Origin of the sequence: Bradyrhizobium sp. 930_D9_N1_4 (genome assembly GCF_052076015.1) — a bacterium.
Taxonomy (GTDB): Bacteria; Pseudomonadota; Alphaproteobacteria; order Rhizobiales; family Xanthobacteraceae; genus Bradyrhizobium.
Genome location: NZ_CP197236.1, coordinates 4,158,497 through 4,179,658 on the forward strand (window position 1 = coordinate 4,158,497; position 21,162 = coordinate 4,179,658).

The 21,162-nt window shown below is 64.4% G+C and carries 17 protein-coding genes and 2 riboswitches; of the genes, 2 read left to right on the forward strand and 15 right to left on the reverse strand.

What is annotated here, in order from left to right; translation table 11 throughout:
* Positions 1 to 36: 36 nt before the first annotated feature.
* The 6 genes from AB7532_RS19580 to AB7532_RS19605 form a co-directional block, all read right to left on the reverse strand.
* A complete protein-coding gene (locus AB7532_RS19580) occupies positions 37 to 1,047 on the reverse strand; it encodes a DUF6925 family protein (protein ID WP_441236399.1) in 1,011 nt (336 codons plus the stop codon).
* Positions 1,048 to 1,066: 19 nt separating this feature from the next.
* Complete coding sequence (locus AB7532_RS19585; RefSeq protein WP_441236400.1) at positions 1,067 to 3,184, reverse strand: TonB-dependent receptor plug domain-containing protein; 2,118 nt, start codon at positions 3,182 to 3,184, stop codon at positions 1,067 to 1,069.
* Between the two features lie 111 nt (positions 3,185 to 3,295).
* Positions 3,296 to 3,511, reverse strand: a riboswitch (cobalamin riboswitch).
* A gap of 75 nt (positions 3,512 to 3,586) precedes the next feature.
* The gene (locus tag AB7532_RS19590; protein ID WP_441239311.1) at positions 3,587 to 3,808 is read right to left on the reverse strand and encodes a hypothetical protein; all 222 of its coding nucleotides are present in this window, start codon (positions 3,806 to 3,808) and stop codon (positions 3,587 to 3,589) included.
* Between the two features lie 170 nt (positions 3,809 to 3,978).
* Positions 3,979 to 4,236, reverse strand: a complete 258-nt coding sequence (locus AB7532_RS19595; RefSeq protein ID WP_441236401.1) for a hypothetical protein — start codon at positions 4,234 to 4,236, stop codon at positions 3,979 to 3,981.
* Positions 4,237 to 4,328: 92 nt separating this feature from the next.
* The gene (locus tag AB7532_RS19600) at positions 4,329 to 4,541 is read right to left on the reverse strand and encodes a hypothetical protein (protein WP_441236402.1); all 213 of its coding nucleotides are present in this window, start codon (positions 4,539 to 4,541) and stop codon (positions 4,329 to 4,331) included.
* A gap of 219 nt (positions 4,542 to 4,760) precedes the next feature.
* A complete protein-coding gene (locus AB7532_RS19605; protein ID WP_164988093.1) occupies positions 4,761 to 4,937 on the reverse strand; it encodes a hypothetical protein in 177 nt (58 codons plus the stop codon).
* 161 nt (positions 4,938 to 5,098) lie between these two features.
* Positions 5,099 to 5,311, forward strand: a riboswitch (cobalamin riboswitch).
* 185 nt (positions 5,312 to 5,496) lie between these two features.
* On the opposite strand from AB7532_RS19605, the gene AB7532_RS19610 reads away from it, so the two are divergent.
* Positions 5,497 to 7,908: a TonB-dependent receptor gene (locus AB7532_RS19610; RefSeq protein WP_441239312.1), complete on the forward strand. Its 2,412-nt coding sequence runs from the start codon at positions 5,497 to 5,499 to the stop codon at positions 7,906 to 7,908.
* A 12-nt stretch (positions 7,909 to 7,920) separates the two neighbouring features.
* Here the strand turns inward: AB7532_RS19610 and AB7532_RS19615 are convergent, their stop codons facing one another.
* Positions 7,921 to 9,657, reverse strand: coding sequence for an adenylate/guanylate cyclase domain-containing protein (locus tag AB7532_RS19615; RefSeq protein ID WP_441236403.1), 1,737 nt, complete (start codon positions 9,655 to 9,657; stop codon positions 7,921 to 7,923).
* A gap of 322 nt (positions 9,658 to 9,979) precedes the next feature.
* On the opposite strand from AB7532_RS19615, the gene AB7532_RS19620 reads away from it, so the two are divergent.
* The gene (locus AB7532_RS19620; protein WP_441236404.1) at positions 9,980 to 12,160 is read left to right on the forward strand and encodes a transglycosylase SLT domain-containing protein; all 2,181 of its coding nucleotides are present in this window, start codon (positions 9,980 to 9,982) and stop codon (positions 12,158 to 12,160) included.
* A 105-nt stretch (positions 12,161 to 12,265) separates the two neighbouring features.
* Here AB7532_RS19620 and AB7532_RS19625 read toward each other — a convergent pair whose 3' ends face one another.
* The 8 genes from AB7532_RS19625 to pdhA all read right to left on the reverse strand — a co-directional run bounded on the left by AB7532_RS19625 (position 12,266) and on the right by pdhA (position 21,021).
* Entirely contained in the window at positions 12,266 to 13,237 is a 972-nt protein-coding gene (locus tag AB7532_RS19625; protein WP_441236405.1) for a tripartite tricarboxylate transporter substrate binding protein BugD, read from the reverse strand.
* 190 nt (positions 13,238 to 13,427) lie between these two features.
* Positions 13,428 to 14,669 (reverse strand): threonine synthase, encoded by a 1,242-nt coding sequence (locus AB7532_RS19630; protein ID WP_441236406.1) that lies wholly within the window; start codon positions 14,667 to 14,669, stop codon positions 13,428 to 13,430.
* A 177-nt stretch (positions 14,670 to 14,846) separates the two neighbouring features.
* Entirely contained in the window at positions 14,847 to 16,268 is a 1,422-nt protein-coding gene (lpdA, locus tag AB7532_RS19635) for a dihydrolipoyl dehydrogenase (RefSeq protein WP_441236407.1), read from the reverse strand.
* A gap of 136 nt (positions 16,269 to 16,404) precedes the next feature.
* Entirely contained in the window at positions 16,405 to 17,757 is a 1,353-nt protein-coding gene (locus AB7532_RS19640) for a pyruvate dehydrogenase complex dihydrolipoamide acetyltransferase (RefSeq protein WP_441236408.1), read from the reverse strand.
* A 62-nt stretch (positions 17,758 to 17,819) separates the two neighbouring features.
* Positions 17,820 to 18,272, reverse strand: a complete 453-nt coding sequence (locus tag AB7532_RS19645) for a nucleoside deaminase (RefSeq protein WP_441236409.1) — start codon at positions 18,270 to 18,272, stop codon at positions 17,820 to 17,822.
* Between the two features lie 2 nt (positions 18,273 to 18,274).
* On the reverse strand, positions 18,275 to 18,577 hold the full coding sequence (locus AB7532_RS19650; protein WP_441236410.1) for a DUF5076 domain-containing protein: 303 nt from the start codon (positions 18,575 to 18,577) through the stop codon (positions 18,275 to 18,277).
* A gap of 3 nt (positions 18,578 to 18,580) precedes the next feature.
* Positions 18,581 to 19,969, reverse strand: a complete 1,389-nt coding sequence (locus AB7532_RS19655; protein ID WP_441236411.1) for a pyruvate dehydrogenase complex E1 component subunit beta — start codon at positions 19,967 to 19,969, stop codon at positions 18,581 to 18,583.
* Between the two features lie 29 nt (positions 19,970 to 19,998).
* A complete protein-coding gene (pdhA, locus tag AB7532_RS19660) occupies positions 19,999 to 21,021 on the reverse strand; it encodes a pyruvate dehydrogenase (acetyl-transferring) E1 component subunit alpha (RefSeq protein WP_441236412.1) in 1,023 nt (340 codons plus the stop codon).
* Positions 21,022 to 21,162 lie beyond the last annotated feature (141 nt).

A 21,162-nucleotide genomic window follows, 5' to 3' on the forward strand; every position in this document is an offset into this window, starting at 1 on the left:
AGCACATCTTGTTGGAACGCGGCAGCACCGTTGACTTCAGTGAAGGCCCTCCATGGGATCATCGGCATCGGTCGGATCGCGCCGGTCGTACGCAGCAAGCCAGGCAGCGAGCGCCGGCGCCCGCCGTTCCAGTTCAGCCAATTGCCGCAAGGCGACCCGAACGGTGGCGCGCGCCGCACGGTCCGACGGAAGCGTCGCCGTCGCAGGCCCCTCACCGGCCGTCACGGCTGCGACGACATTTCGTTTGAATGCCGTGAGCTCCGGCACTCCGTAACGTTCCAGCATCGCCTGAAAGGCTGCGTGACGGTCCGGCCGAAAGACGCGCTTGCGGCCGAGCTGATCGCGCAGCGGATGGGCCGGGTAAAGATGCGCGCAAGGAATCCAGCCGTCCGGCAGCGGCTCCGTTGCTGCATGCGTGCGGCCATGCGCAAGCAGCTTTGGCAGGACATGGGTGTGCGGACCATCGGGGCTCTTGCCACCCGGCGTCGGGATCGGCTGGAACACTTCGGCCCGCCCCAACTTGCTGACGAAGACGCGATGCGGATTGGCCGCGAGGATGATCGGCATGGCATCACTTTCGGCTGCGAAGACGGATTGTCCGGCGCGGCTTCTGAGTGCGGCGACGACGTCCGCGTCGCCGACCCGGATGCAGGCGTCGATCTGCGACGTTCCAAGGCCAAGATCGAACAGGATGCCGCTTCGATCCCGGCTGCGCAGCGCCTCGCGGTCCGGACCGATGTCCGTCAGCACCTTGCGCCCGCTCATGGCGCCGGCCTGTTGCGGCAGACACAGCGCGACGCGATGGCTCCAGCTTTCAGTGGTCGGCGATTCCGATGCAATCAGGTGCAGATCCGGATGGGAGACGATGCGTATCCCACCCTTCTCCGTCACGATGCTGATCCGCTCGCGGGACCGCTCCATGTCGAGGTCCTCGCCGGGCTCACGCGTGAACTCGGCGATCGCCCCGAACGAGCCGACGCTCCAGCCGGCTTCGGCATCGGCAAGCTGGCTTGCAAGCAAGTCCATGAGCGGATCGGCCGTCGTCATGTGGCTTCTGTCTTTCCCGCTATCTGACGTCGTAGTTCGCCAGGCGAATGCCGCCATAGACGCCAAGTCCCGGCTGCAGAAAGCCCGTCGGATTCTGATAATGCACGTTGGCGACATTATCGATCCGGCCAAACACCTTGATCTGGTCGGTGGCCAGATATTCGGCCGCCAGATTGACGACGGTGTAGGCCGGAGCCAGCAGACGTGGAATGCTGAAGTCACGGTTTCCGTCGACGAAACTGCCGACGTGCAAGACGGTTGCGGAGAGCGTCAGCGGATCGATTGGATTCCAGATCAGGTTTGCGCTCCACTTCTCCTTCGGACGCCTCAGCAGCTCCAGTCCTGCCGTCGCATCGACGGCCCGGGTAAAGGTGTAATCGGCACGAACACGAAGCCGGTCGGTGATTGCGGCCGCGACGAAGCTCTCCGTGCCCTCCGTGATCGCCTTGCCGATATTGGTGTTGGTGCTCGTGAATGTCAGGGGATCGAATGTGCTCTGGATCAGGTCCGTGATGTTGTTACGGAAGTAAGTCGACCCGAAGCGAACACGATTGCCAAACAAGGGCTGCTCGAACCCGGCGTCGTATCCGACGCTTTCCTCGGGTCTCAGGTTCGGATTTGCGAAGAAGAAGAAAGCAGGAAAGCTGACGTAAAGCTGGTTGAGCGTCGGCGCCTTGAACGCGGTGCCGTAGCTGCCCTTGAACTTCGTGTCCGTGACCGGCGCGATCACAGCGGACGCCAGGCGAAAGGTCGGATGCTCTCCGAACCGCTCGTTGTCGTCCTGCCGAACGTTGGCCGTGAAGAAGACGCGCTCCCGGAACTGGGACTGCAGCTCCATATAGCCGGCCTTGTTGACGTTCTGCGCGGAGACCGTCGCCGTTTGCAGCGTCTCCGTCTCGTGCTCGGCGCCGATGATGACGTTGTTGTCGGGCGCGAGCCGGGTCGTGGTGTGCCAGTCGTATTTGACGCGATCGCCGGTGGTGGTGGTTGGCATCGCGTCGCCGGGCGAGATGCTGGAATTCCAGTGATTGGTGTAGTTGACGCCGAAATAGCTCTTCATCCGGCCGTCGAGAGCGGACCAGACCGCCTCCCCGCGCGTGAACAGCTGGTGCACCGTCTGGGTGCTTTGCGCGGCTGCGGGAAAGCTCGCAAATGTCACGGGATCGAACGTGTCTCCAGTGAAGCGTAAGGTGGCATCGGTGTAGCGCGCCACACCGTTGAACGTCAGGTTTTCGCTGACATCGACGCCAAGCTTCGTCGAATAGGTCATGTTGTCGTAGTTGTTGCCGATCGCCTTCTGCCCCGGCGGCAGCAATTCGACCGGCGTCACCGGCACGTCGTTCGCGTGGAAATGCGCGACGTTGAAGGCATAGTTGAAATGGTCCTGCGAACCGCTCAGGCCTGCCGTCTGGTTGAGTGTCCCGAACGAGCCGCCTTCGATCGAGCCGGTCACGCGCGCGGGACCGTCGCCCTTCTTCGTCACGATGGAGATCACACCACCCAGCGCGTCTGCGCCGTAGAGACCGCTCTGCGGACCGCGCAGGACTTCGATCTGCTGAATGTCGGAGGTGAGCAGCTGGCCGAAATCGAACGAGCGGTTCGGGTTGCTGGAATCGCTGACGTCAATGCCGTCGATCAGGACCTTGGTGTGGTTCGAGTTCGTTCCGCGCATGAAGATCGACGTCTGTCCACCCGGCCCGCCGGTCTGGACGAGGTTGAGACCGGGAACGGCGCTCAGTGCATCGGATGCGGTCCGGCGCTGATCGCGCTCCAGGTCTCTGGCGGTCAGGACTGTCACCGAGTTCGCAACCAGATTGCTCGGGGTGACGACGCCCGTGGGACTGACGACGACCGTCGGAAACAAATTGGCGGCGGACACTCCGGCAACAGGAGGCGTCGGCGGCGGCGCCTCTTGTTTCGGCGCTCGCGCGAGACGCCGCTGCTCGGGCTTGTCAGGCTTGCGCCGCGTAACTTGCGGCTTGGCCGGCCGCTCGGTGAGCGCGATCTCGACGGGCGGCAGCAGATTGGGCGATGCCGATTGCTGCGCGAAGGCGATGGAGAGATCGAGCGAATAGAAGGAGACAGACACGAAGAGACCGGCGCTCACGCGCCTGGCGGCAAAGACAATACGGGACACAATTGTAACCTCGGTATGACGTCAGTGGCACGTCACAGCGAACGAGGTTCCACGGAGCGCTTGCTTGCTCCGGTGAAGCTAATGTCTGTACTCCCCGACCGACATCTTCGCGTGTGACCACGGCTGACGGCAGGTCTCCTGGCTCGCGGGTCGTTACCTCTACGTCGCCTTCCCAGGACCGAGATTCCCAGTGGCATATGACGAAAAGATTCACCGCTTACAGTTGCGGGGGCAGCCGCTGCATTGGGAAAATCCCGGCGTTGGGACAATCCTGCACAACGTTCCCTTTTGATCTCCCGAGGGAGAACCGTCGGGAACCAATTTACGAGTCGTTCGAGCGGAGAGTCAATCGGCCTGTTGCATGACGGTCAAAGCACCGCACCGAGAATTGAGCTGGTGCAATCAGGCCGGCTCGCGCTCCGCGCCAGTCCTGATCATCACCCGCTCGCCGGCGTCGACGAGCTGGCCGATGCCGGTGCGGCCCGTGAGCGCGCAGCGAATGATGTTTTCGGCCACCGATCTGCGGAAGCCATGGTCCTCGCCGCTGGGTCGATTGCGGCAGATCCGATCCAGCGCCAGCTTCATGTTGATCCGTGTGCGGGTGTCGAAGTGTTCGCTGATCATTCGCACGGCCTCGATGCATTGATGTCGGGCGGAAACGTCTGGCGGCCGGCCGGGTTCCAAAAATGGATCGCGTCGCGCCCGTGCTCTTTGACCCCAGAGACGGACGCTATGCTCTTCAATCTTGAGACGGCCAGGCTACGCCCGGCCTCTTGTCGCCTAAGACGGCCGAGCTACGCACGGCCTCTTGGCCGCTGGGCCTGAGCCCAGGCCGCGGCGACGTCGCGCGGCGGGATTTCGACGCGCTTGATCGGCATCAGCTGTCCGGAAGCAGAAACAATGGCGGTCTCCTCGTGGCGGCAACGGGGGCAGACGAAGCGGACTTCGTGCGGGGATGCCGACCAGCTCGATCGCTTGACGTTGGCCGCCATCGGCCACGCCTCGCAATGCGAGCATGACACCAGGAACCGACCGGGATCGAGCATACCCATTCCATAGGACTCCTCGTCCTGCCCGCCCCTTCAATGATTAACCCATGTGAATCGTTCCGGTGCCACGACACCGGCGGCCGCCGATCGGAAGTTCAGTGCGCGCCCTTGAGGGAGCAGGACGTGGAACAGGTGACGGTGTTGCCACGGTCGCACGCCTTGCAGGCGGCAACGCACTGGTTCAGGTCGCGGGGATTGTAGGAGGTGTAGGTGCGCATCGCACAGACCGGCGTCGAGCCGGTGATGTCCGGCTCCGGGTTGCAGGCCGCCGTCAAAAGCGCAAACACGATGACCGCAAGGAAGCGCATGGGATATCAACCATCGGCAGAGCAATTTTCTGCGGGGAATGTTGCATGGCAACCTTGCCCCGGGCATTCCCATCGCCGGGAATCGCAATGCAGCAATTGCAATGCGCGACTCTCCGCTCTGCACAAGGATGCGCGTCAATCATTAAGAACGGATTGCAGTCGCGCGGCGTCTCGCAACGACGCGGATGCTGCGCGTCGTGCCACGACCGGTGCGGTGCCTCAGGCCGCAGCCCTTGTCGCGATCGCCTGCCGCATGTCCAGCGCGAGCTGGCGGTACTGCTCCGAAAGCTTCAGGTAAAACTCGCGCTTGGTGCTGTCGGTGGCGAGCTTGGCAATCAGCTCGCACTCGGCGGTGAGCGTCTCGAACCGCTCCAGCCTGTCCTCAAGTTCTGTCATCGGCGTGTCCCCATCAAACGCCTCAAGGACACGTAACCTAAGCCCGCGAAATAGGTCACGGCGAACATCGTTATGGAGTAGAATCGTTTTTGTTCGGAAAGACACACTGGACGACAATGGTGTGCCGCCGCACGGGGCGGATATTGACGCGCCTCCAACCGGATGTCAGTTTTGTCAGCGGTAGTGCCCGCAAGGGCTCTTTCGAAGGGAATGCGGTGCGTCCACGTCGGTGGGCAATTCCGCGGCTGCCCCCGCAACTGTAGGCGGATAGCCGACGACCAAACGAACCACTGGAGCCCCGCTTGGGCCTCTGGGAAGGTGGTCGGAGGCGATGACCCGCGAGCCAGGAAACCTGCTGCCAGCCATGAGTCACGCGCGAACGCATTGGGCGGGGTGCCCCGGTGTGGAAGAGTAGCCGGTGCATCTGCCGCCAGGGGCGAAGGCAGTCTGCTAAGGCAACCGCGGTGACGGTTTGTTTGCGTCGCCGCAGAGCGTTGTTGTGCAAAATCTTCATTTCGGGTCCGGCATTGCGCCGGAATCTTCGCGTGTTCGTACGGGCATCTCTCGGGGACTAACGGGCCAGCTCCGGCGTACCGGACCCGCCCTGCTCGCCTTGCTGCTCTCGACATCCCTGTCTTCCGTGGCGGTGGCGCAGACGGCCGCACGCGGCGCCTCACAGGAGGTCGGACCGGTGATCGTCTCACCGGCCGCACCAAGACCGGCACCCGCCGTCAGCCCTGGCAGTCAGAGGTCGCGGACGGCACGCCGCGCCGCAGGACGCAATCGCGCCGTCCCCGTTGCCCCGGCAACCCAAGTGTCGAATGCCCCGGTGCAAACGCCGCTCAACACGGCCGCCGTGACCGACGTCGGCTCCCGGCTCGGGATCACCGCACGGGAAACGCCGGCGACCGTCGAGGTGATCGGCCAGCAGAGGATGCAGGATCTGGGCATCCGGACGACGACCGACGTCGCCAAAGCCGCCGTCGGCGTGACCGGCGGCGATGCGCCCGGCGCGCCGGCGATCTTCTCGATGCGCGGCTTTGCCGGCGACCAGCTCACCACGCTCTACAACGGCATTCCGATCGGGCCGTCCACCATGACCGGCCGTCCGATGGACACCGCCAATCTGCAACAGGTCGAGATCATCAAGGGCCCGGACTCCCTGGTGGCGGGCCTCGGCGCCACCGGCGGCGCGATCAACTACGTGAACAAGGCGCCGCACACCGGACCAATCGTCAACGAGGCCTTCACCTCCTGGGATTCCTTCAACGGCTATCGCGCCGGTTACGGATCGGGCGGCAGCACGCTGATCAATGGCCTCGACTACCGCTTCGACATCAGCCATTTCAACAACCAGGGCTTCATCGACGACACCTATTCGAAACTGAGCAACGTCTCGGGCCAGTTGAACTACCGCGTCAGCGACAGCCTGAAGATCTGGGGCGCGGCCGAATACAAGCAGGACAAGGACCGTTTCTACTGGGGCACGCCGCTGGTGCCGGCGAACGCGCCCGGCATCGTCCCGACAACAGGCGTCGTCTCGGGCCAGTGGAGCAACTACTACCTCGGCGGCGGCACGCGGGTCCCGGTCACCGTGGACGCGCGCACACTGACCACAAACTACAACGTGCTCGACAATCACAGCGGCGCCAGCGAGCTCTGGCTGCGCAGCGGCTTTCAATGGGACATCACCAACAGCATCTCGCTGAAGAGCCAGGTCTACGGCTATGACGCCCATCGGCACTGGTTCAACAACGAGATCACGTCGTTCGACCAGACCGTCGGGAATTTCGCCGGCGCGCAGAGCATCTATCGCGAACGCCTGGCGCTGGATCACGCCCAGCGGCTCTACGGCAACATCACCGACCTCACCGTCAATTCCAACCTCGGCGGCATGGACAACCGCTTCGTCGCCACCGTCATGGCGAGCAGCTCGCAGTTCAACGTCTCGCAGGATACGCTGTTCTCCTCGGACTACGTCGATCTCCTTAATCCGGACCGTGGGCTCTACGGCCCGCGCAGCGACGAGAAGATCTACACCCATCTCAACACCGCCTCGCTGTCGCTCGAGGACAGGCTCAAGCTGACCTCGACCTTCGCGCTGATCGGCGGCATCCGGTTCGAGGATATCGAGCTGTCGCGCACGCGCTACTCGCCGGACGGCGTGCTGCGCACCGATCGCGGCTATCCGTTCTCGAAGACGTTCAATCCGATCACCGGTCGCATCGGCTACACCTGGGAGGTCACCCCGGGCGTCCTGCTGTACAGCCAGTATGCGACGGCGGCGGACCCGACGGTCGCCAACATCTTCATCCTCGCCCCGCAGGTGCCGCTGCTGCTGACGACGTCGCGGACCTACGAGACCGGCGTCAAGCTGCAGTCGGCCGACAAGCGCGCGGAGGCCACGTTCTCGGCCTTCGACATCGAGCGCAAGAACGTCTACGTGCCCGAGAGCGGCATCGTCTTCAACGTCGCCGGCAAGATGGCCTCCAAAGGCGTCGAGATCGCCGCCGCGGTCAACCCGGTCGCTGGCCTGAAGCTGTGGGGCAACGTCGCCTTCGTGCAATCGCGCTTCATCGACTTCAACTATGTCGACGGCAGCGGCGACTTCCAGTCCTATTCGGGCAAGACGCCGCCGAACGTCCCGAACTTCATCGCCAATGCCGGCGCGTCCTATCGCTTCGACACAAGGCTGCCGGTGGAGATCGGCGGCCTCGTCCGCCACGTCGGCGACCGCTTCAACTACCAGGACAATCTGGTCACGATGAACGCCTATACGATCTTCGACGCGTTCGCGTTCGTGGACATTCCAAAAGCCTACTTCCCGGGCGTCGACCAGACCCGCATCAGCGTCCGCGTCAAGAACCTGACCAACAAGCTCTACGCGGCCTGGGGCGATCCTGGCTACACCGACCAGGTCATCCTGGGCGCGCCGCGCAGCTACGAGCTGGCCGCGTCGTTCAAATGGTGACGCGGCGACAACCTACTTCTGCTCCAGCCGCCAGGCGCCGTCCCAACCCGCGCCCGGCGGATTGGCCTCGAACTGCGCGATGCGACCGAGCAGCATGCGCGCGGGGCCGTCGCCGGGGACGGCTTCCAGCGCCGCATTGAAGGCGGCGCGCGCATCGTCGAAGCGCTGCGCGCGATAGGCGGCGAGACCTTCGGCGTAATGCGAGCGCAGATTTTCCTGCGGGACGCTGAGCCCGTGCGCCTTGCTCATCACTTCGAAGATGGCCTGCGGTGCACTCTGGCCGGCGACCGTCAGGCGATCGATCTCGCGCAGCTCCAGGTTCGATCCGATCGCATCCGCCGTGGCCTGCGCGATCAGGATGCGGGTGCCGTAGACCTTGTTGACGTGCTCCAGACGTGAGGCGAGGTTCACGGCGTCGCCCATCACGGTGAAGCTCATCATCAGCTCGGAGCCGATGCTGCCGGTCAGGACCTCGCCGGTGGCAATGCCGATCCGCAGGTCGCAGGGACCGGGCATGGCGCGGATGCCGAGCAGGTCGGGCAATTGCTTCTGAAGCGCGGGCACCTGGTCGGCCATGTCGATGGCGGCGTAGCAGGCAAACAGCGCCGGCTCTTCCTCCTCGATGAAGGGAGGACCCCAATAGGCCATGATGGCGTCGCCGATATATTTGTCGATGACGCCGCGGTGCGCCCTGACCGGCGCGGACATCACCGTGAAATAGTGGTTCATCACCTTGACGAGGCCGCGCGGCGTCATGCCCTCGCTCATCGAGGTGAAGCCGCTCATGTCGCAAAACATGATCGTCATCACCCGGCGCTGTCCGTCGATGGCGACCTCCGGCCGGTCGATCAGCCCCTGCACCACCTTGGGATCGATATAGCGGCCAAAGGTCTCGCGAATGCGCTCGTTGTGCCTGAGCTGCTCGGTCATGCGGTTGAAGGCGGCGGCGAGCTCGCCGATCTCGTCCTTTGTCGAAACAGTGATGGCCTTGTCGAACCGGCCCGCCTCGATCTCGCGCGCGCCGGCGAGCAGCAGCCGCACCGGACGGGTGATGCCGCTACTGACCATCAGCGCGAACACGAAGCCGACGACCGCCGCAAGAATGGTGACGATCCCCGAGATGATGATCGCCTGATGCTGGCGGCTGATCACTGTCGATGTCGAGGCGAAGACCTGCTTGAGCATGTCGGCACGGATCGCATCGATCTTCTGGTTGAATTGGTCGCGCAGCGCGTCGAGATGCTCGAGCGCGCCGCGCGCCTCCGCCATCTGCTTGCCCTCGATCTGCTTGAGCAGCCTCGCGTGAGCCTCGTTCATGCCACGGCGCAGCTCGGACACGGCGGTCTCGATGCGGGTGTCGATCCGCGCCAGTGCGGCGTTGTCGGACGGCGTCCTGGTATCGTCAATGATCGCGTTGATGTGCTCGCGCGCCCCCGAGGTCTCCTCCTCGATCCTGCGGTCGGCCTCCTCGAACTCTTTCAGCCGCGCAGCGTAAGCCTCCTCGTCAGGGGCTTCCTGCATCTTCATCATCACCATGCGACGCAGCGCCACCGACCGCTCCAGCGAGCGGATGTTGGCACGCGCAAGGTTGCCGTAAGCCGGGATGTAGCGGTTGGTGAGCTCGTCCAGGAGGACGCCGACCTGGCTCGACATCACCATCGACAGGATCGAGGTGACGAGCATCAGGACGATCAATCCGAGGGCGATGCCGACGATCTTGCGCCGGATCGACTGGTTGAAAAGCGGCATGGCTGCGGGGGCAAAGGGTGAAAGGAGGAGTTGGAACCTCAATACACCGGATTTGACCGCGGGAACACGCGCAATCTGCCTGCCGGCGTGCGAGACCGCGCGCAACTGTCGCGCCAGCCCGGATCGTTAACAAAGGTTAAAGGGCCTGACTTTTCCGCTGTTTCGGAAGTTCCCCAGTTCCCATCCGTATTTTGCCGCATTGTTGAACGAGCGTGAGGAATGCGAAACGATGTCATGGCATCGTTTTGGTGTCGTCCTTGATTCTCAAGCCGCATGTCGTCGCGGACCTTGGTTTGTAGTGGTTTCGCAGGGGGACCATCGAATGAACCAGTGCCTACGCTCGCTCGCGTGTGTCGTTGCCGTGGCCGCATTGGCCTTTCTCCCGACTGAGCTGGCAGCGAAGAGCAGTCACAAATCGTCCGCGTCGAAGAAGACGCATGAGGCCAAAGCCGGCAGCAAAGCCGGCAAGCAGCGTCATGCCGCCGCGAAGTCGCGTCACGGCAAGCATGCCGATGCCAAACGCAAGTCGAAGACGGACGACGAGGCCTCGGCCAAGCCGGCGGCACCGCCGCTCACCGGTGACCTCGCCGCGCTGAAGGACGCGATCGATCTCGCGCGCAAGGGCAAGACCGACGACGCCAGCGCGGCCCGCGACCGCATCGCCGATCCCGCCGGACGGAAGCTCGCCGACTGGTTCATGCTGCGCCATTCCGAGAGCACCGCGGGCTTCAAGCGCTACGCAGCTTTCCTCGCCGCCAATCCGGACTGGCCGAGCAGCGCCCTGCTCCGCCGCCGCGCCGAGGCCCGGCTGTGGCAGGAGAAGAGCGACGCCGCGACCGTGCACAAATTCACGATGGACCGGCCGACCAGCGCCAAGGGCAAGTTCGCCCTTGCCCGCGTGCTGCTCGCGGAGGGCGACAGCGACCGGGCCACGCGTCTCGTCCGCGAGACCTGGCGCACGGAGGAATTGTCCGAGCGCAGCGAGGAGGATTCCTACGAGGTGTTCCGCGATCTCCTCAATTCCGACGACCATCGCGCGCGCATGGACAAGCGCCTCGGCGCCAAGGACTACGCGGGCGCAAGGCGCGCCGCCAAACGGCTCGGCGAGGATGCGCTGGCGATCGTCAAGGCCTGCTCGGCCGTTACCGGCAAGGCCAGCAAGGCCAAGGACTATCTCGAGGACGTCTCGACCGACGCACGGCGCGACCTCGGCTACGTGTTGTGCCGCGCGCAGTGGCATCTCCAGAACGACCGTATCGACGACGCTGCCGAGGTCATCCTCGCCGCCGCACCCGACATGATGGCCGCGCAGGACACCGACGCCTGGTGGCGCGAGCGCCGCCTGCTGGCGCGCAAGCTGCTCGACCAGGGCAAGTCCAAAACCGCCTACGATGTGGTGCGCCATGCGGCGGTGCCGGACAAGGAAGTCTACCGCGTCGACTATCACTTCATGTGCGGCTGGATCGCGCTGCGCTATCTCGACGATCCCAGGGCGGCGATGGTGCATTTCGCCGCGATCGACGAGGGCTCGGCCAATCCGATCGCGCTGTCGCGCGCAAACTACTGGCGCGGCCGCGCCGCCGAAGCCATGGGCGCGACCGCCGACGCGCGCATGAGCTACAAGGCCGCCGCACGTTATCCGACCGCCTATTACGGCCAGCTCGCGCGCGCCAGGCTTGGCGTCGACGGCATCGAACTGCGTCCGCCCTCTCCCGTGCTGGCCGCAGCCGACACCCCGCCGTCAGACGATCGCGTGCGCGCGGCCGACATGCTCTACGGCATCGGCGAGCGCGACATGGTGTTTTACTACGCCGAGGATTTCGCCAAAGAGAGCACCGACGTCGCGGCACTCGAAGCGCTCGGCGAGCTCGCCGGCCGCCGCAACGATGCGCGCGTCATGCTGGAGGTCGGCAAGTCGGCGCTGGCGCGCGGGCTCGCGCTCGACCATTACGCCTTTCCGACCATCGGCATCCCCGAGCACAAGCAGGTCGCGCCCGCGATCGAGACCAGCATGATCTATTCGGTGGCGCGCACCGAAAGCTCGTTCGACCAGCGCGACAAGTCGGCCGCGAATGCGGTCGGCCTGATGCAGGTGACGCCGGAAGCCGGCCGCGACACCGCGAAACGCTTCGGCCTCACCTATGACTGGGACAGGATGGTCTCCGATCCCGTCTACAACACGCAGATGGGCGCCGCCGAACTCAGTGCGCTGTTGGCGGAATATCGCGGCAACCAGATCATGACCTTCGCCGGCTACAACGCCGGCCGCGGCCGCGTGCGCGAATGGATACAGGCGCGCGGCGACCCCCGGGATCCCAAGGTCGATCCGGTCGACTGGGTCGAGCGCATCCCGCTGTCGGAGACGCGCAACTACGTCCAGCGCGTGATCGAGAACGTGCTGGTGTATCGCGCCCGGTTCGAGGCAAGCAACGTGGTCGCCGGCAAGAGCGACGAGCGCGTGGTGACGAAGGACGCCAGCGCCAAGGCGACGCCCGCGGACTAGACGCGAGACCTGTAGGGTGGATTAGCGAAGCGTAATCCACCTCTTCTCGTTCAGCCAAGAAGGTGGTGGATTACGCTTCGCTAATCCACCCTACCGACCCGCGGCTCAATCCACCTTGATGTTCGCCGCCTTGATCATCGGCCACCATTTCGCGATCTCGGCCTTCTGCCGCGCACCGAGCGCTTCGGGGGTAAGCTGGTCCTTGGGCGTCATCTCCAGCCCCTGGCTTTCGAGCTGCTTCTTCACGGCGGGATCGTTCAGCGCTTCCACGGCGGCGGCATTGAGTTTCGTGACGATCTCCTTCGGCGTGCCCTTCGGCACCCACAGGCCCGACCACAGCGTCATGTTGAAGCCCTTCAGGCCGGCCTCCTCCGCAGTCGGAATCTCCGGCGCCGAGGCAAGGCGCTTGTCGTCGGTGATGGCGTAGGCGCGGATGGTGCCGGCGCGGACCTGGTTGATGGAGTTGGAGGTCTGGTCGATGATGACGTCGATCTGGCCGGCGATGAGATCGTTCAGCGCGGGCGCCGTGCCGCGATACGGCACGTATTGCAGCTTGATGCCGCTGACGCTCTCGAAATAGACACCGGCGATGTGGCTGCCGGAGCCCGCACCGGCGGTGCCGGCGGTCGGCGGCGACGGCCGCGACTTCAGCCACTCCATCAGCTCCTTCAGCGAGGTCGCGGGCGCCGCGGTCTTGCTGACGACGATCATCGGGTTGCTCGGCAGCAGCACCACCGGCTCGAGATCGGCGACGAGGTCGTATTTGAGCTTGTAGACGGCGCCATTGGCGACGTGGGTGCCGAGATGGCCGAACGAGATGGTGTATCCGTCCGGCGGCGATTGCACGGCGCGCCCCACCCCGATCGAGCCGCCCGCCCCCGTGACGTTCTCGATCACCAGCGGCTGGCCGAGCGAGGTCCGCATCCGCTCGGCGAGCACACGCGCCATCGCGTCGGACGGGCCGCCGGCGGCGAAGGGAACGATGACGGTGATGGGATGCGAGGGATAGTCGTCGGCGCGCGCGGCGCATGACACAGCGAGAACAGCAACCAGCGCAGCCCAGACGGCCTTCTTCATGGTCTTCTCCCCAACGATATGCATTCTTGTTTTTCTTATACCTCTCCCCGCTTGCGGGGAGAGGTCGAAATCGTGCGCAGCGCGAATTCGGGTGAGGGGGAGCCTCCGCGGGTCTCTCTGCCCCCGCATGTGCGGAAGCAGCCCCTCACCCCAACCCTCTCCCCGTAAGAACGGGGCGAGGGAGAGATTTCTAGAACTGCGTGTAGTCGATCGGCTTGTGGCGATCGAGCGTGCGGTCGACCTTCGGCAGCGGGTATTTCAGGCCGGTCGCGCAGTTGAACAGCATCACACGGTCGCCCTTCGAGACGCGGCCGTCGGCGAGGCTGTCCTTGTAGGCGGCGTAGGTCGCAGCGCCCTCGGGGCACAGCAGCAGCCCCTCCTCGCGCGCGACCTCGTTCAGCGCCGCCGAAATCTTGTCGTCGTCGACCGCGATGGCAAAGCCCTTGCTCTCGCGCACCGCGCGCAAAATCAGGAAATCGCCGATTGCCTGCGGCACGCGGATCCCGGATGCGATGGTGTGGGCGTGCTCCCAGCGCGTCGCGTGCTCGGTACCGGCGTCATAGGCCCGCACCATCGGCGCGCAGCCCGAGGCCTGCACCGCGACCATGCGCGGGCGCTTGCTGCCGATGAAGCCGATCTTCTCGAGCTCGTCGAACGCCTTCCACATGCCGATCAGGCCGGTGCCGCCGCCGGTCGGATAGAAGATCACGTCGGGCACGTCCCAGCCGAGCTGCTCGGCAAGTTCGAGGCCCATCGTCTTCTTGCCTTCGATCCGGTACGGCTCCTTCAGCGTCGAGGTGTCGAACCAGCCGACTTTCGCCTTGCCCTCGCCGACGATCTTGCCGCAATCGTCGATATAGCCGTTGACGCGATAGACGGTCGCGCCCTGCAGCTCGATCTCGCTGACATTCACCTCGGGCGTATCGGCCGGGCAGAAGATCGTGGTCTTGATGCCGCAGGACGTCGCATAGGCCGCGAGTGCGGCACCCGCATTGCCGTTGGTCGGCATCGCCATATGCTTGATGCCGAGCGCCTTGCCCATCGACACCGCCATCACCAGGCCACGCGCCTTGAACGAGCCGGTCGGCAGCCGTCCCTCGTCCTTGACGATGATCTCACCACCACCGAGCTTCTTCCCGAGCTTCGGCAGCCGGATCAGCGGCGTGGTGACCTCGCCAAGCGAGACGATGTCAGCGCATTTGCGCACCGGCAGCAGCTCGCGGTAGCGCCACATGTCGGCGGGACGCTGGCTCAGCGCATCCTTGGTCAGTGCCTTCTTCACACCCGCGAGGTCATAGCGCACGAGCAGCGGCTTGCCGGTCTTGGAGAGGTTGTGAACCTGGTCGGCGGCGTAATGATCGCCTTCCATGGCGCATTCGAGATGCGTGACGAAGGTCGGGCGCTCGATGGTCAGGTTGTCGTTGTCTTGCATGGGTTCATTCCCTCTTCTTGTTCTGTGTTCAGTGTCTCACCGTCACCCTGAGGTGCCGGAGCGAAGCGGAGGCCTCGAAGGGCGGCGAGCCCGGCTGCATCTCGGCCGTGCATCCTTCGAGGCTCGCTGCGCGAGCACCTCAGGATGACGGGTCGGGGACGGCGCAGCGCTCGTCCGCTAGATATTCAACACCCGCCCATACGCATCCAGCACCGCTTCCTTCATCATCTCCGACAGGGTCGGATGCGGGAACACCGTGTGCATCAGCTCTTCTTCCGTCGTCTCCAGATTCATCGCGACGACGTAACCCTGGATCAATTCGGTGACCTCCGCGCCGACCATGTGGGCGCCGAGCAGCTGGCCGGTCTTCTTGTCGAAGATCACCTTGACCAGGCCCTGGTCCTCGCCGAGCGCGATCGCCTTGCCGTTGCCGACGAAGGGGAAGCGGCCGACGCGGATTTCGCGTCCGTTCTCCTTGGCCTTGGCTTCGGTCAGACCGACCGAGGCGACCTGCGGCTGGCAATAGGTGCAGCCCGGGATCATCAGCTTGTCCATGGGATGCGGATGCAGGCCCTTGATGGCTTCGACGCAGATCACGCCCTCATGCTCGGCCTTGTGGGCCAGCATTGGCGGGCCCGCGACGTCGCCGATGGCGTAGATGCCGGGAATGTTGGTCTTGCCGTAGCCGTCGATCACGATGCAGCCGCGGTCGGTTTTGACGCCGAGCTTTTCGAGCCCGAGATTCTCGATATTGCCGACGACGCCGACGGCCGAGATCACGCGCTCGAACTCGGTGGTGACGGGCTTGCCCTTGCCGTCGTCGATGGTGGCAACGACGCTGTCGGCCTTCTTCTCCAGTTTAGTCACTTTCGTTGAGGACATGATCTTGATGCCCTGCTTCTCCAAACGCTTGCGGGCAAAGCCGGCGATCTCGGCGTCCTCGACCGGCAGGATCTGCGGCAGCACTTCCACCACGGTCACGTCAGAGCCCATGGTGTGGAAGAACGAGGCGAACTCGATGCCGATCGCGCCGGAGCCGACCACCAGCAGCGACTTCGGCATTTTCTCAGGGACCATCGCTTCAAAATAGGTCCAGATCAGCTTTTTGTCGGGCTCGAGCCCCGGCAGCACGCGCGGCCGCGCGCCGGTCGCGACGATGATGTGTTTTGCTTGATAGCTCCCCTCGCCCAGCGCCCCCTTGGGCGCCTCGACGTCGGACTTCTTCACGGTGACCTTGCCGGGCGCGTCGATCGAAGCCGCGCCCCAGATCACGCTGACCTTGTTCTTCTTCATCAGGAAGCCGACGCCGTCGTTCAGCCGCTTCGAGACGCCGCGCGAACGCTGCACCACGGCCTTCGGATCGAACGAGACGTTATCCGCCGACAGGCCGTAATCCTTGGCGTGCTGCATGTAGTGGTAGATCTCGGCCGAGCGTAAGAGCGCCTTGGTCGGGATGCAGCCCCAGTTCAGGCAGATGCCGCCGAGATAGGACTTCTCGACGATCGCGACCTTGAAGCCGAGCTGCGCCGCCCGGATCGCGGTGACATAGCCGCCGGGGCCGGAGCCGATGATGATGACGTCGAAGGATGTGTCGGCCATGCTGTGCGCTCGTTCTCGTTCCAACCGGCCTCAATGTTCGAGACCGTCATTGCGAGGAGCTCTTGCGACGAAGCAATCCAGTCTGCCGGTGACGTCCTGGATTGCTTCGCTTCGCTCGCAATGACGACGCGAATTCTCACACCATCATCATGACGGGATTTTCGATCAGCTGCTTGAACGCGCCGATCAGCTCGGCGCCGAGCGCGCCGTCGATGGCACGATGATCGCAGGACAGCGTCACGCTCATCATGTTCGCGATCTCGATCTTGCCTGCGCGTACGACGGGACGTTCCTCGCTGGTGCCGACCGCCAGGATGGTTGCATGCGGCGGGTTGATCACGGCGGTGAAGTGGCTGATGCCGAACATGCCGAGGTTGGACACCGCAGTGGTGCCGCCCTGGTACTCTTCCGGCTTCAGCTTGCGCGAGCGGGCACGCGCGGCAAAATCCTTCATCTCGTTGGAGATCGTCGACAGCGTCTTGGTCTCGGCCTTGCGGATAATCGGCGTGATCAGGCCGCCGGGCATTGCTACCGCAACGCCGACGTCGGAATGATGATGCTTGACCATTCCGGATTCAGTCCAGCTCACATTGCAGTTCGGAATCTTCTGCAGCGCGACCGCCATCGCCTTGATGACGAAGTCGTTGACCGAGATCTTGTAGAGCGGCTTCTTCTCCTTGTCCTTGGGAGCGGCCGCATTGATCTCCTCGCGCGCGGCGAGCAGTTTTCCGATGTCGCAGTCGATGGTGAGATAGAAATGCGGAACGTTCTGGATCGAGGCGGTCAGGCGCTGCGCGATGGTACGGCGCATGCCGTCATGGGGCACGACCTCGTACGAGCCGGGCTCGAACAGCGACAGGATCTGCTTGTCCGACATGGTCGGCGCGGCCGAGGGCGCACCCGATGGCGCCGCCGCGGGGGCCTTGAGGCCCTTGCCGGACTTGGCCTGCTCGACGTCGCGCGCGACCACGCGACCGTGCGGGCCGGTACCGGTGACCATCGCAACATCAACGCCGGCTTCCTTGGCGAGACGGCGCGCCAGCGGCGAGGAGAATACGCGACCAGCATGGCCGTTGCCCTGAGCGGCCGGGGCTGCGGCCTGCGGTGCAGGTGCGGCGGGCGCCGGGGCAGCCTTGGGAGCAGCAGGAGCCGGCGCCTCGGCAGGCTTCTCGGCGGTCTTGTCAGCCGCTTTCGGCGGCGCGGCCGACGCGCCGGGCTTGGCGGCACCTGCGGCCTTCACGTCCTCGCCCTCACCGGCGAGCACCGCGATGACGTCGTTGACCGGCACGTCCTGCGTGCCCTCAGGCACGAGGATCCTGGCGATCGTGCCCTCGTCGATGGCTTCGACCTCCATCGTCGCCTTGTCGGTCTCGATCTCGGCGATGACATCGCCGGATTTGACCTTGTCGCCTTCCTTCTTCAGCCATTTGGCGAGGTTGCCCTTCTCCATCGTCGGCGAGAGCGCGGGCATCAGGATGTTGATGGGCATGCTGACCTCAAGACAAACTTTGCAAAAATCCGTCCCCGAAAGTGAGAACGAACAGACCAGGTTTAGTTACCGATGTCGCCTTGCCAGAGGCGCTCATTGGCAGGAACGGAACGCCAATTCTTCATCATGGTGATGGAGCGGTCGTCGGCAAGGTCGATCCAGGGGATGCCGAACTTGTCGAGGATGTCCTTGGAGCCCTCGAAGGTGACGGATTCCCCGATCACCACGAGCTTGACCTTGAACAAAGCGAGCGCGCCGGCACACATCGAGCATGGCGACAGCGTGGTGTACATGATCGTGTCGTGGAACGAGATCGCGCCCGCTTCGCGCAGGCAGCTCATCTCGCCGTGCAGGATGACGTTGTTTTCCTGCACACGGTTGTTGTGACCGCGGGCGATGATCTTGTTGTCGCGCGTCAGCACGGCGCCGATCGGCAGGCCGCCCTGCGCGATCGAGTCCTGCGCCTCGCGGATCGCCTCGAGCATGAAATCGAAATGATGGGCTTCGATCGCCACGGTCAGTGTCCCTTCCCGCGCGGCGTCGTGGTGCCGGTGTCGGTCGGACGCTCGATCTCCGCCTGGAACATCTCGAGGATCCGGCTCAAGGCGTCCTCCTCGGTATACTCGCTCTCGCGCGCATAGGCGCGCGCGGCGTGGCGGGCGAGATCGACCAGCAGAAGGCCCCACATGTCGGGCTCCTCGAAGGCCCGCTGGAACGCCATCGACAGCCCGCCGTCCAGCACGAATACGCGCAGGATCTCGACCGCATCATCGCGGGCGAGAACGTCGGGTGGCAGTGGCTGCTCCTTCGGGCCCGTCATGGCCTACCTGTAGCAGACGGCTTTGGCGGCCTCGACGACTTCCGCCACGGAGGGCAGCGCGAGCTTCTCCAGGTTCGCCGCATAAGGCATCGGCACGTCCTTGCCGGACACGCGCGCAACCGGCGCATCGAGATAGTCGAAGGCGTTCTCCATGATGCGCGCGGCGATCTCGGCGCCGACGCCGCTCTGGGCCCAGCCCTCTTCCACCGTCACGGCACGGCCGGTCTTCTTGACCGAGTTGATGATGGTCTCGGTGTCCATCGGGCGCAGCGTGCGCAAATCGATCACCTCGGCCTCGATGCCCTCCTTGGCGAGTTCGTCGGCGGCCTTCAGCGCGTAGCTCATGCCGTTCGACCACGAGATGATGCTGACATGGCTGCCCGACCGCACGATGCGGGCCTTGCCGATTGGGATCACGAAATCGTCGAGCTTGGGCACTTCGCCGGTGTGCCCGTACAGCATCTCGTTCTCGAGGAAGATCACCGGATTGGGATCGCGGATCGCGGCCTTGAGCAGGCCCTTGTAGTCAGCCGCCGAGAACGGTGCGACGACTTTCAGACCGGGAACGCTCGAATACCAGGCGGAGTAATCCTGGCTGTGCTGGGCGGCGACGCGCGCGGCCGCGCCGTTGGGCCCGCGGAACACGATCGAGCAGCCCATCTGGCCGCCGGACATGTACAGCGTCTTGGCCGCGGAGTTGATGATCTGGTCGATCGCCTGCATGGCGAAGTTGAAAGTCATGAACTCGACGATCGGCTTCAGGCCGGTCATGGCGGCACCGACACCGACGCCGGCAAAGCCGTGCTCGGTGATCGGGGTGTCGATGACGCGCTTGGCACCGAACTCCTGAAGCAAGCCCTGCGTCACCTTGTAGGCGCCCTGGTATTCGGCGACCTCTTCGCCCATCACGAAGACATCGGCGTCGCGACGCATCTCTTCGGCCATGGCGTCGCGCAGCGCTTCGCGGATGGTCTGGGTGATCAACTCGGTGCCGGCGGGCACTTCCGGATCGGGCTCGGCCACGGCCTGCGGCGCGGGCGCGGCCTTCGCTGCAGGCGCCTCGGCCTTTGCAGCAGCGGGCGGCGCGGACTCCGCAGCCTTCTCCTGCTTGGCCGGCGCCGGCGCCTTGGCAAGATCGGCGGCACTTTCGCCATCGGCGAGAATGGTCGCGATCGGCGTGTTCACCGGGACGTCGGCGGTCCCCTCGGCGATCAGTATCTTGCCGAGCGTGCCCTCATCGGTCGCCTCGACCTCCATGGTGGCTTTGTCGGTCTCGATCTCGGCGATCACGTCGCCGGACTTGATCGTCTCACCCTCTTTTTTCAGCCACTTGGAAAGGTTGCCCTTTTCCATCGTGGGCGACAACGCGGGCATCAGCACTTGAATTGGCATATCGACTCCAAAAGAAAGCTTGCGCGCGTTCAGCGGTAAATGTCGGTCCAGAGCTCGGCGGCATCCGGCTCGGGATCATGCTGGGCGAAGTCGGCGGACGCGTTGACGATGTCGCGCACCTCGGCGTCGATCGCCTTGAGATCGGCCTCGCTGACCTTGGCCGCAAGCAGGCGATTGCGCACCTGCTCGATCGGGTCCTGGTCGTGGCGGACCTTCTCGACCTCCTCGCGCGTGCGATATTTTGCAGGGTCGGACATCGAGTGGCCGCGGTAGCGGTAGGTCTGCATTTCCAGAATGTAGGGACCCTTGCCGTCGCGACACCAGGCGGCAGCTTCGTCGCCCGCAGCCTTGACGGCGCGGACGTCCATGCCGTCGACCTGCTTGCCGGGAATGTTGAAGGACGCGCCGCGCTTGGAGAAATCCTGCTGCGCCGAGGCGCGCGAGACCGCAGTGCCCATGGCGTAGCGGTTGTTCTCGATCACGTAGATCACCGGCAGCTTCCAGAGCTCCGCCATGTTGAAGCTCTCATAGACCTGGCCCTGGTTGGCCGCGCCGTCGCCGAAATAGGCGACGCTGACATTGTCGTTACCGCGATAGTGGTTGGCGAAGGCGAGACCCGTGCCCAGCGAGACCTGCGCGCCGACGATGCCATGGCCGCCGTAAAAGTGCTTCTCCTTGCTGAACATGTGCATGGAGCCGCCCTTGCCCTTGGAATAGCCGCCGCGGCGGCCCGTGAGCTCGGCCATGACGCCGTTGGCGTCCATGCCGGTGGCAAGCATGTGGCCGTGATCGCGATAGCCGGTGATGACCTGATCGCCCTGTTTCAGGGCCATCTGCATGCCGACCACCACGGCCTCCTGGCCGATATAGAGATGGCAGAACCCGCCGATCGCACCCATGCCGTAGAGCTGGCCGGCCTTTTCCTCGAACCGCCGGATCAGGAGCATCTCGCGGAGCGCCTTGAGCTCCTGCTCTTTCGTGAACTCCGGGGGCGAACCGCCGTCGGTCTTGTCCTGTGCAGCGCCTGCGGCGGCTTTCTTGGGTGCGGCCATGGGAATTCCGGGTCAGAGAAAACTTCAGCCCTCTCTAACCCAACTCAAACACCATTGGAAAGCACCGCGGCGATGCGGTGCAAGTTTCGTTATGCCGCACTGCAACGTGGTCGAAATATTGCACAATGTTTGGCGCTCATC

Coding starts and splice junctions, on each gene's coding strand:
- lpdA (WP_441236407.1), bottom strand. CDS start 16,268: ATGGCCGACACATCCTTCGACGTCATCATCATCGGCTCCGGCCCCGGC.
- AB7532_RS19625 (WP_441236405.1), bottom strand. CDS start 13,237: ATGAAGAAGGCCGTCTGGGCTGCGCTGGTTGCTGTTCTCGCTGTGTCA.
- AB7532_RS19595 (WP_441236401.1), bottom strand. CDS start 4,236: ATGGGTATGCTCGATCCCGGTCGGTTCCTGGTGTCATGCTCGCATTGC.
- AB7532_RS19655 (WP_441236411.1), bottom strand. CDS start 19,969: ATGCCAATTCAAGTGCTGATGCCCGCGTTGTCGCCCACGATGGAAAAG.
- AB7532_RS19620 (WP_441236404.1), top strand. CDS start 9,980: ATGAACCAGTGCCTACGCTCGCTCGCGTGTGTCGTTGCCGTGGCCGCA.
- AB7532_RS19615 (WP_441236403.1), bottom strand. CDS start 9,657: ATGCCGCTTTTCAACCAGTCGATCCGGCGCAAGATCGTCGGCATCGCC.
- AB7532_RS19580 (WP_441236399.1), bottom strand. CDS start 1,047: ATGACGACGGCCGATCCGCTCATGGACTTGCTTGCAAGCCAGCTTGCC.
- AB7532_RS19650 (WP_441236410.1), bottom strand. CDS start 18,577: ATGACGGGCCCGAAGGAGCAGCCACTGCCACCCGACGTTCTCGCCCGC.
- AB7532_RS19630 (WP_441236406.1), bottom strand. CDS start 14,669: ATGCAAGACAACGACAACCTGACCATCGAGCGCCCGACCTTCGTCACG.
- pdhA (WP_441236412.1), bottom strand. CDS start 21,021: ATGGCCGCACCCAAGAAAGCCGCCGCAGGCGCTGCACAGGACAAGACC.
- AB7532_RS19605 (WP_164988093.1), bottom strand. CDS start 4,937: ATGACAGAACTTGAGGACAGGCTGGAGCGGTTCGAGACGCTCACCGCC.
- AB7532_RS19600 (WP_441236402.1), bottom strand. CDS start 4,541: ATGCGCTTCCTTGCGGTCATCGTGTTTGCGCTTTTGACGGCGGCCTGC.
- AB7532_RS19590 (WP_441239311.1), bottom strand. CDS start 3,808: ATGATCAGCGAACACTTCGACACCCGCACACGGATCAACATGAAGCTG.
- AB7532_RS19640 (WP_441236408.1), bottom strand. CDS start 17,757: ATGCCCATCAACATCCTGATGCCCGCGCTCTCGCCGACGATGGAGAAG.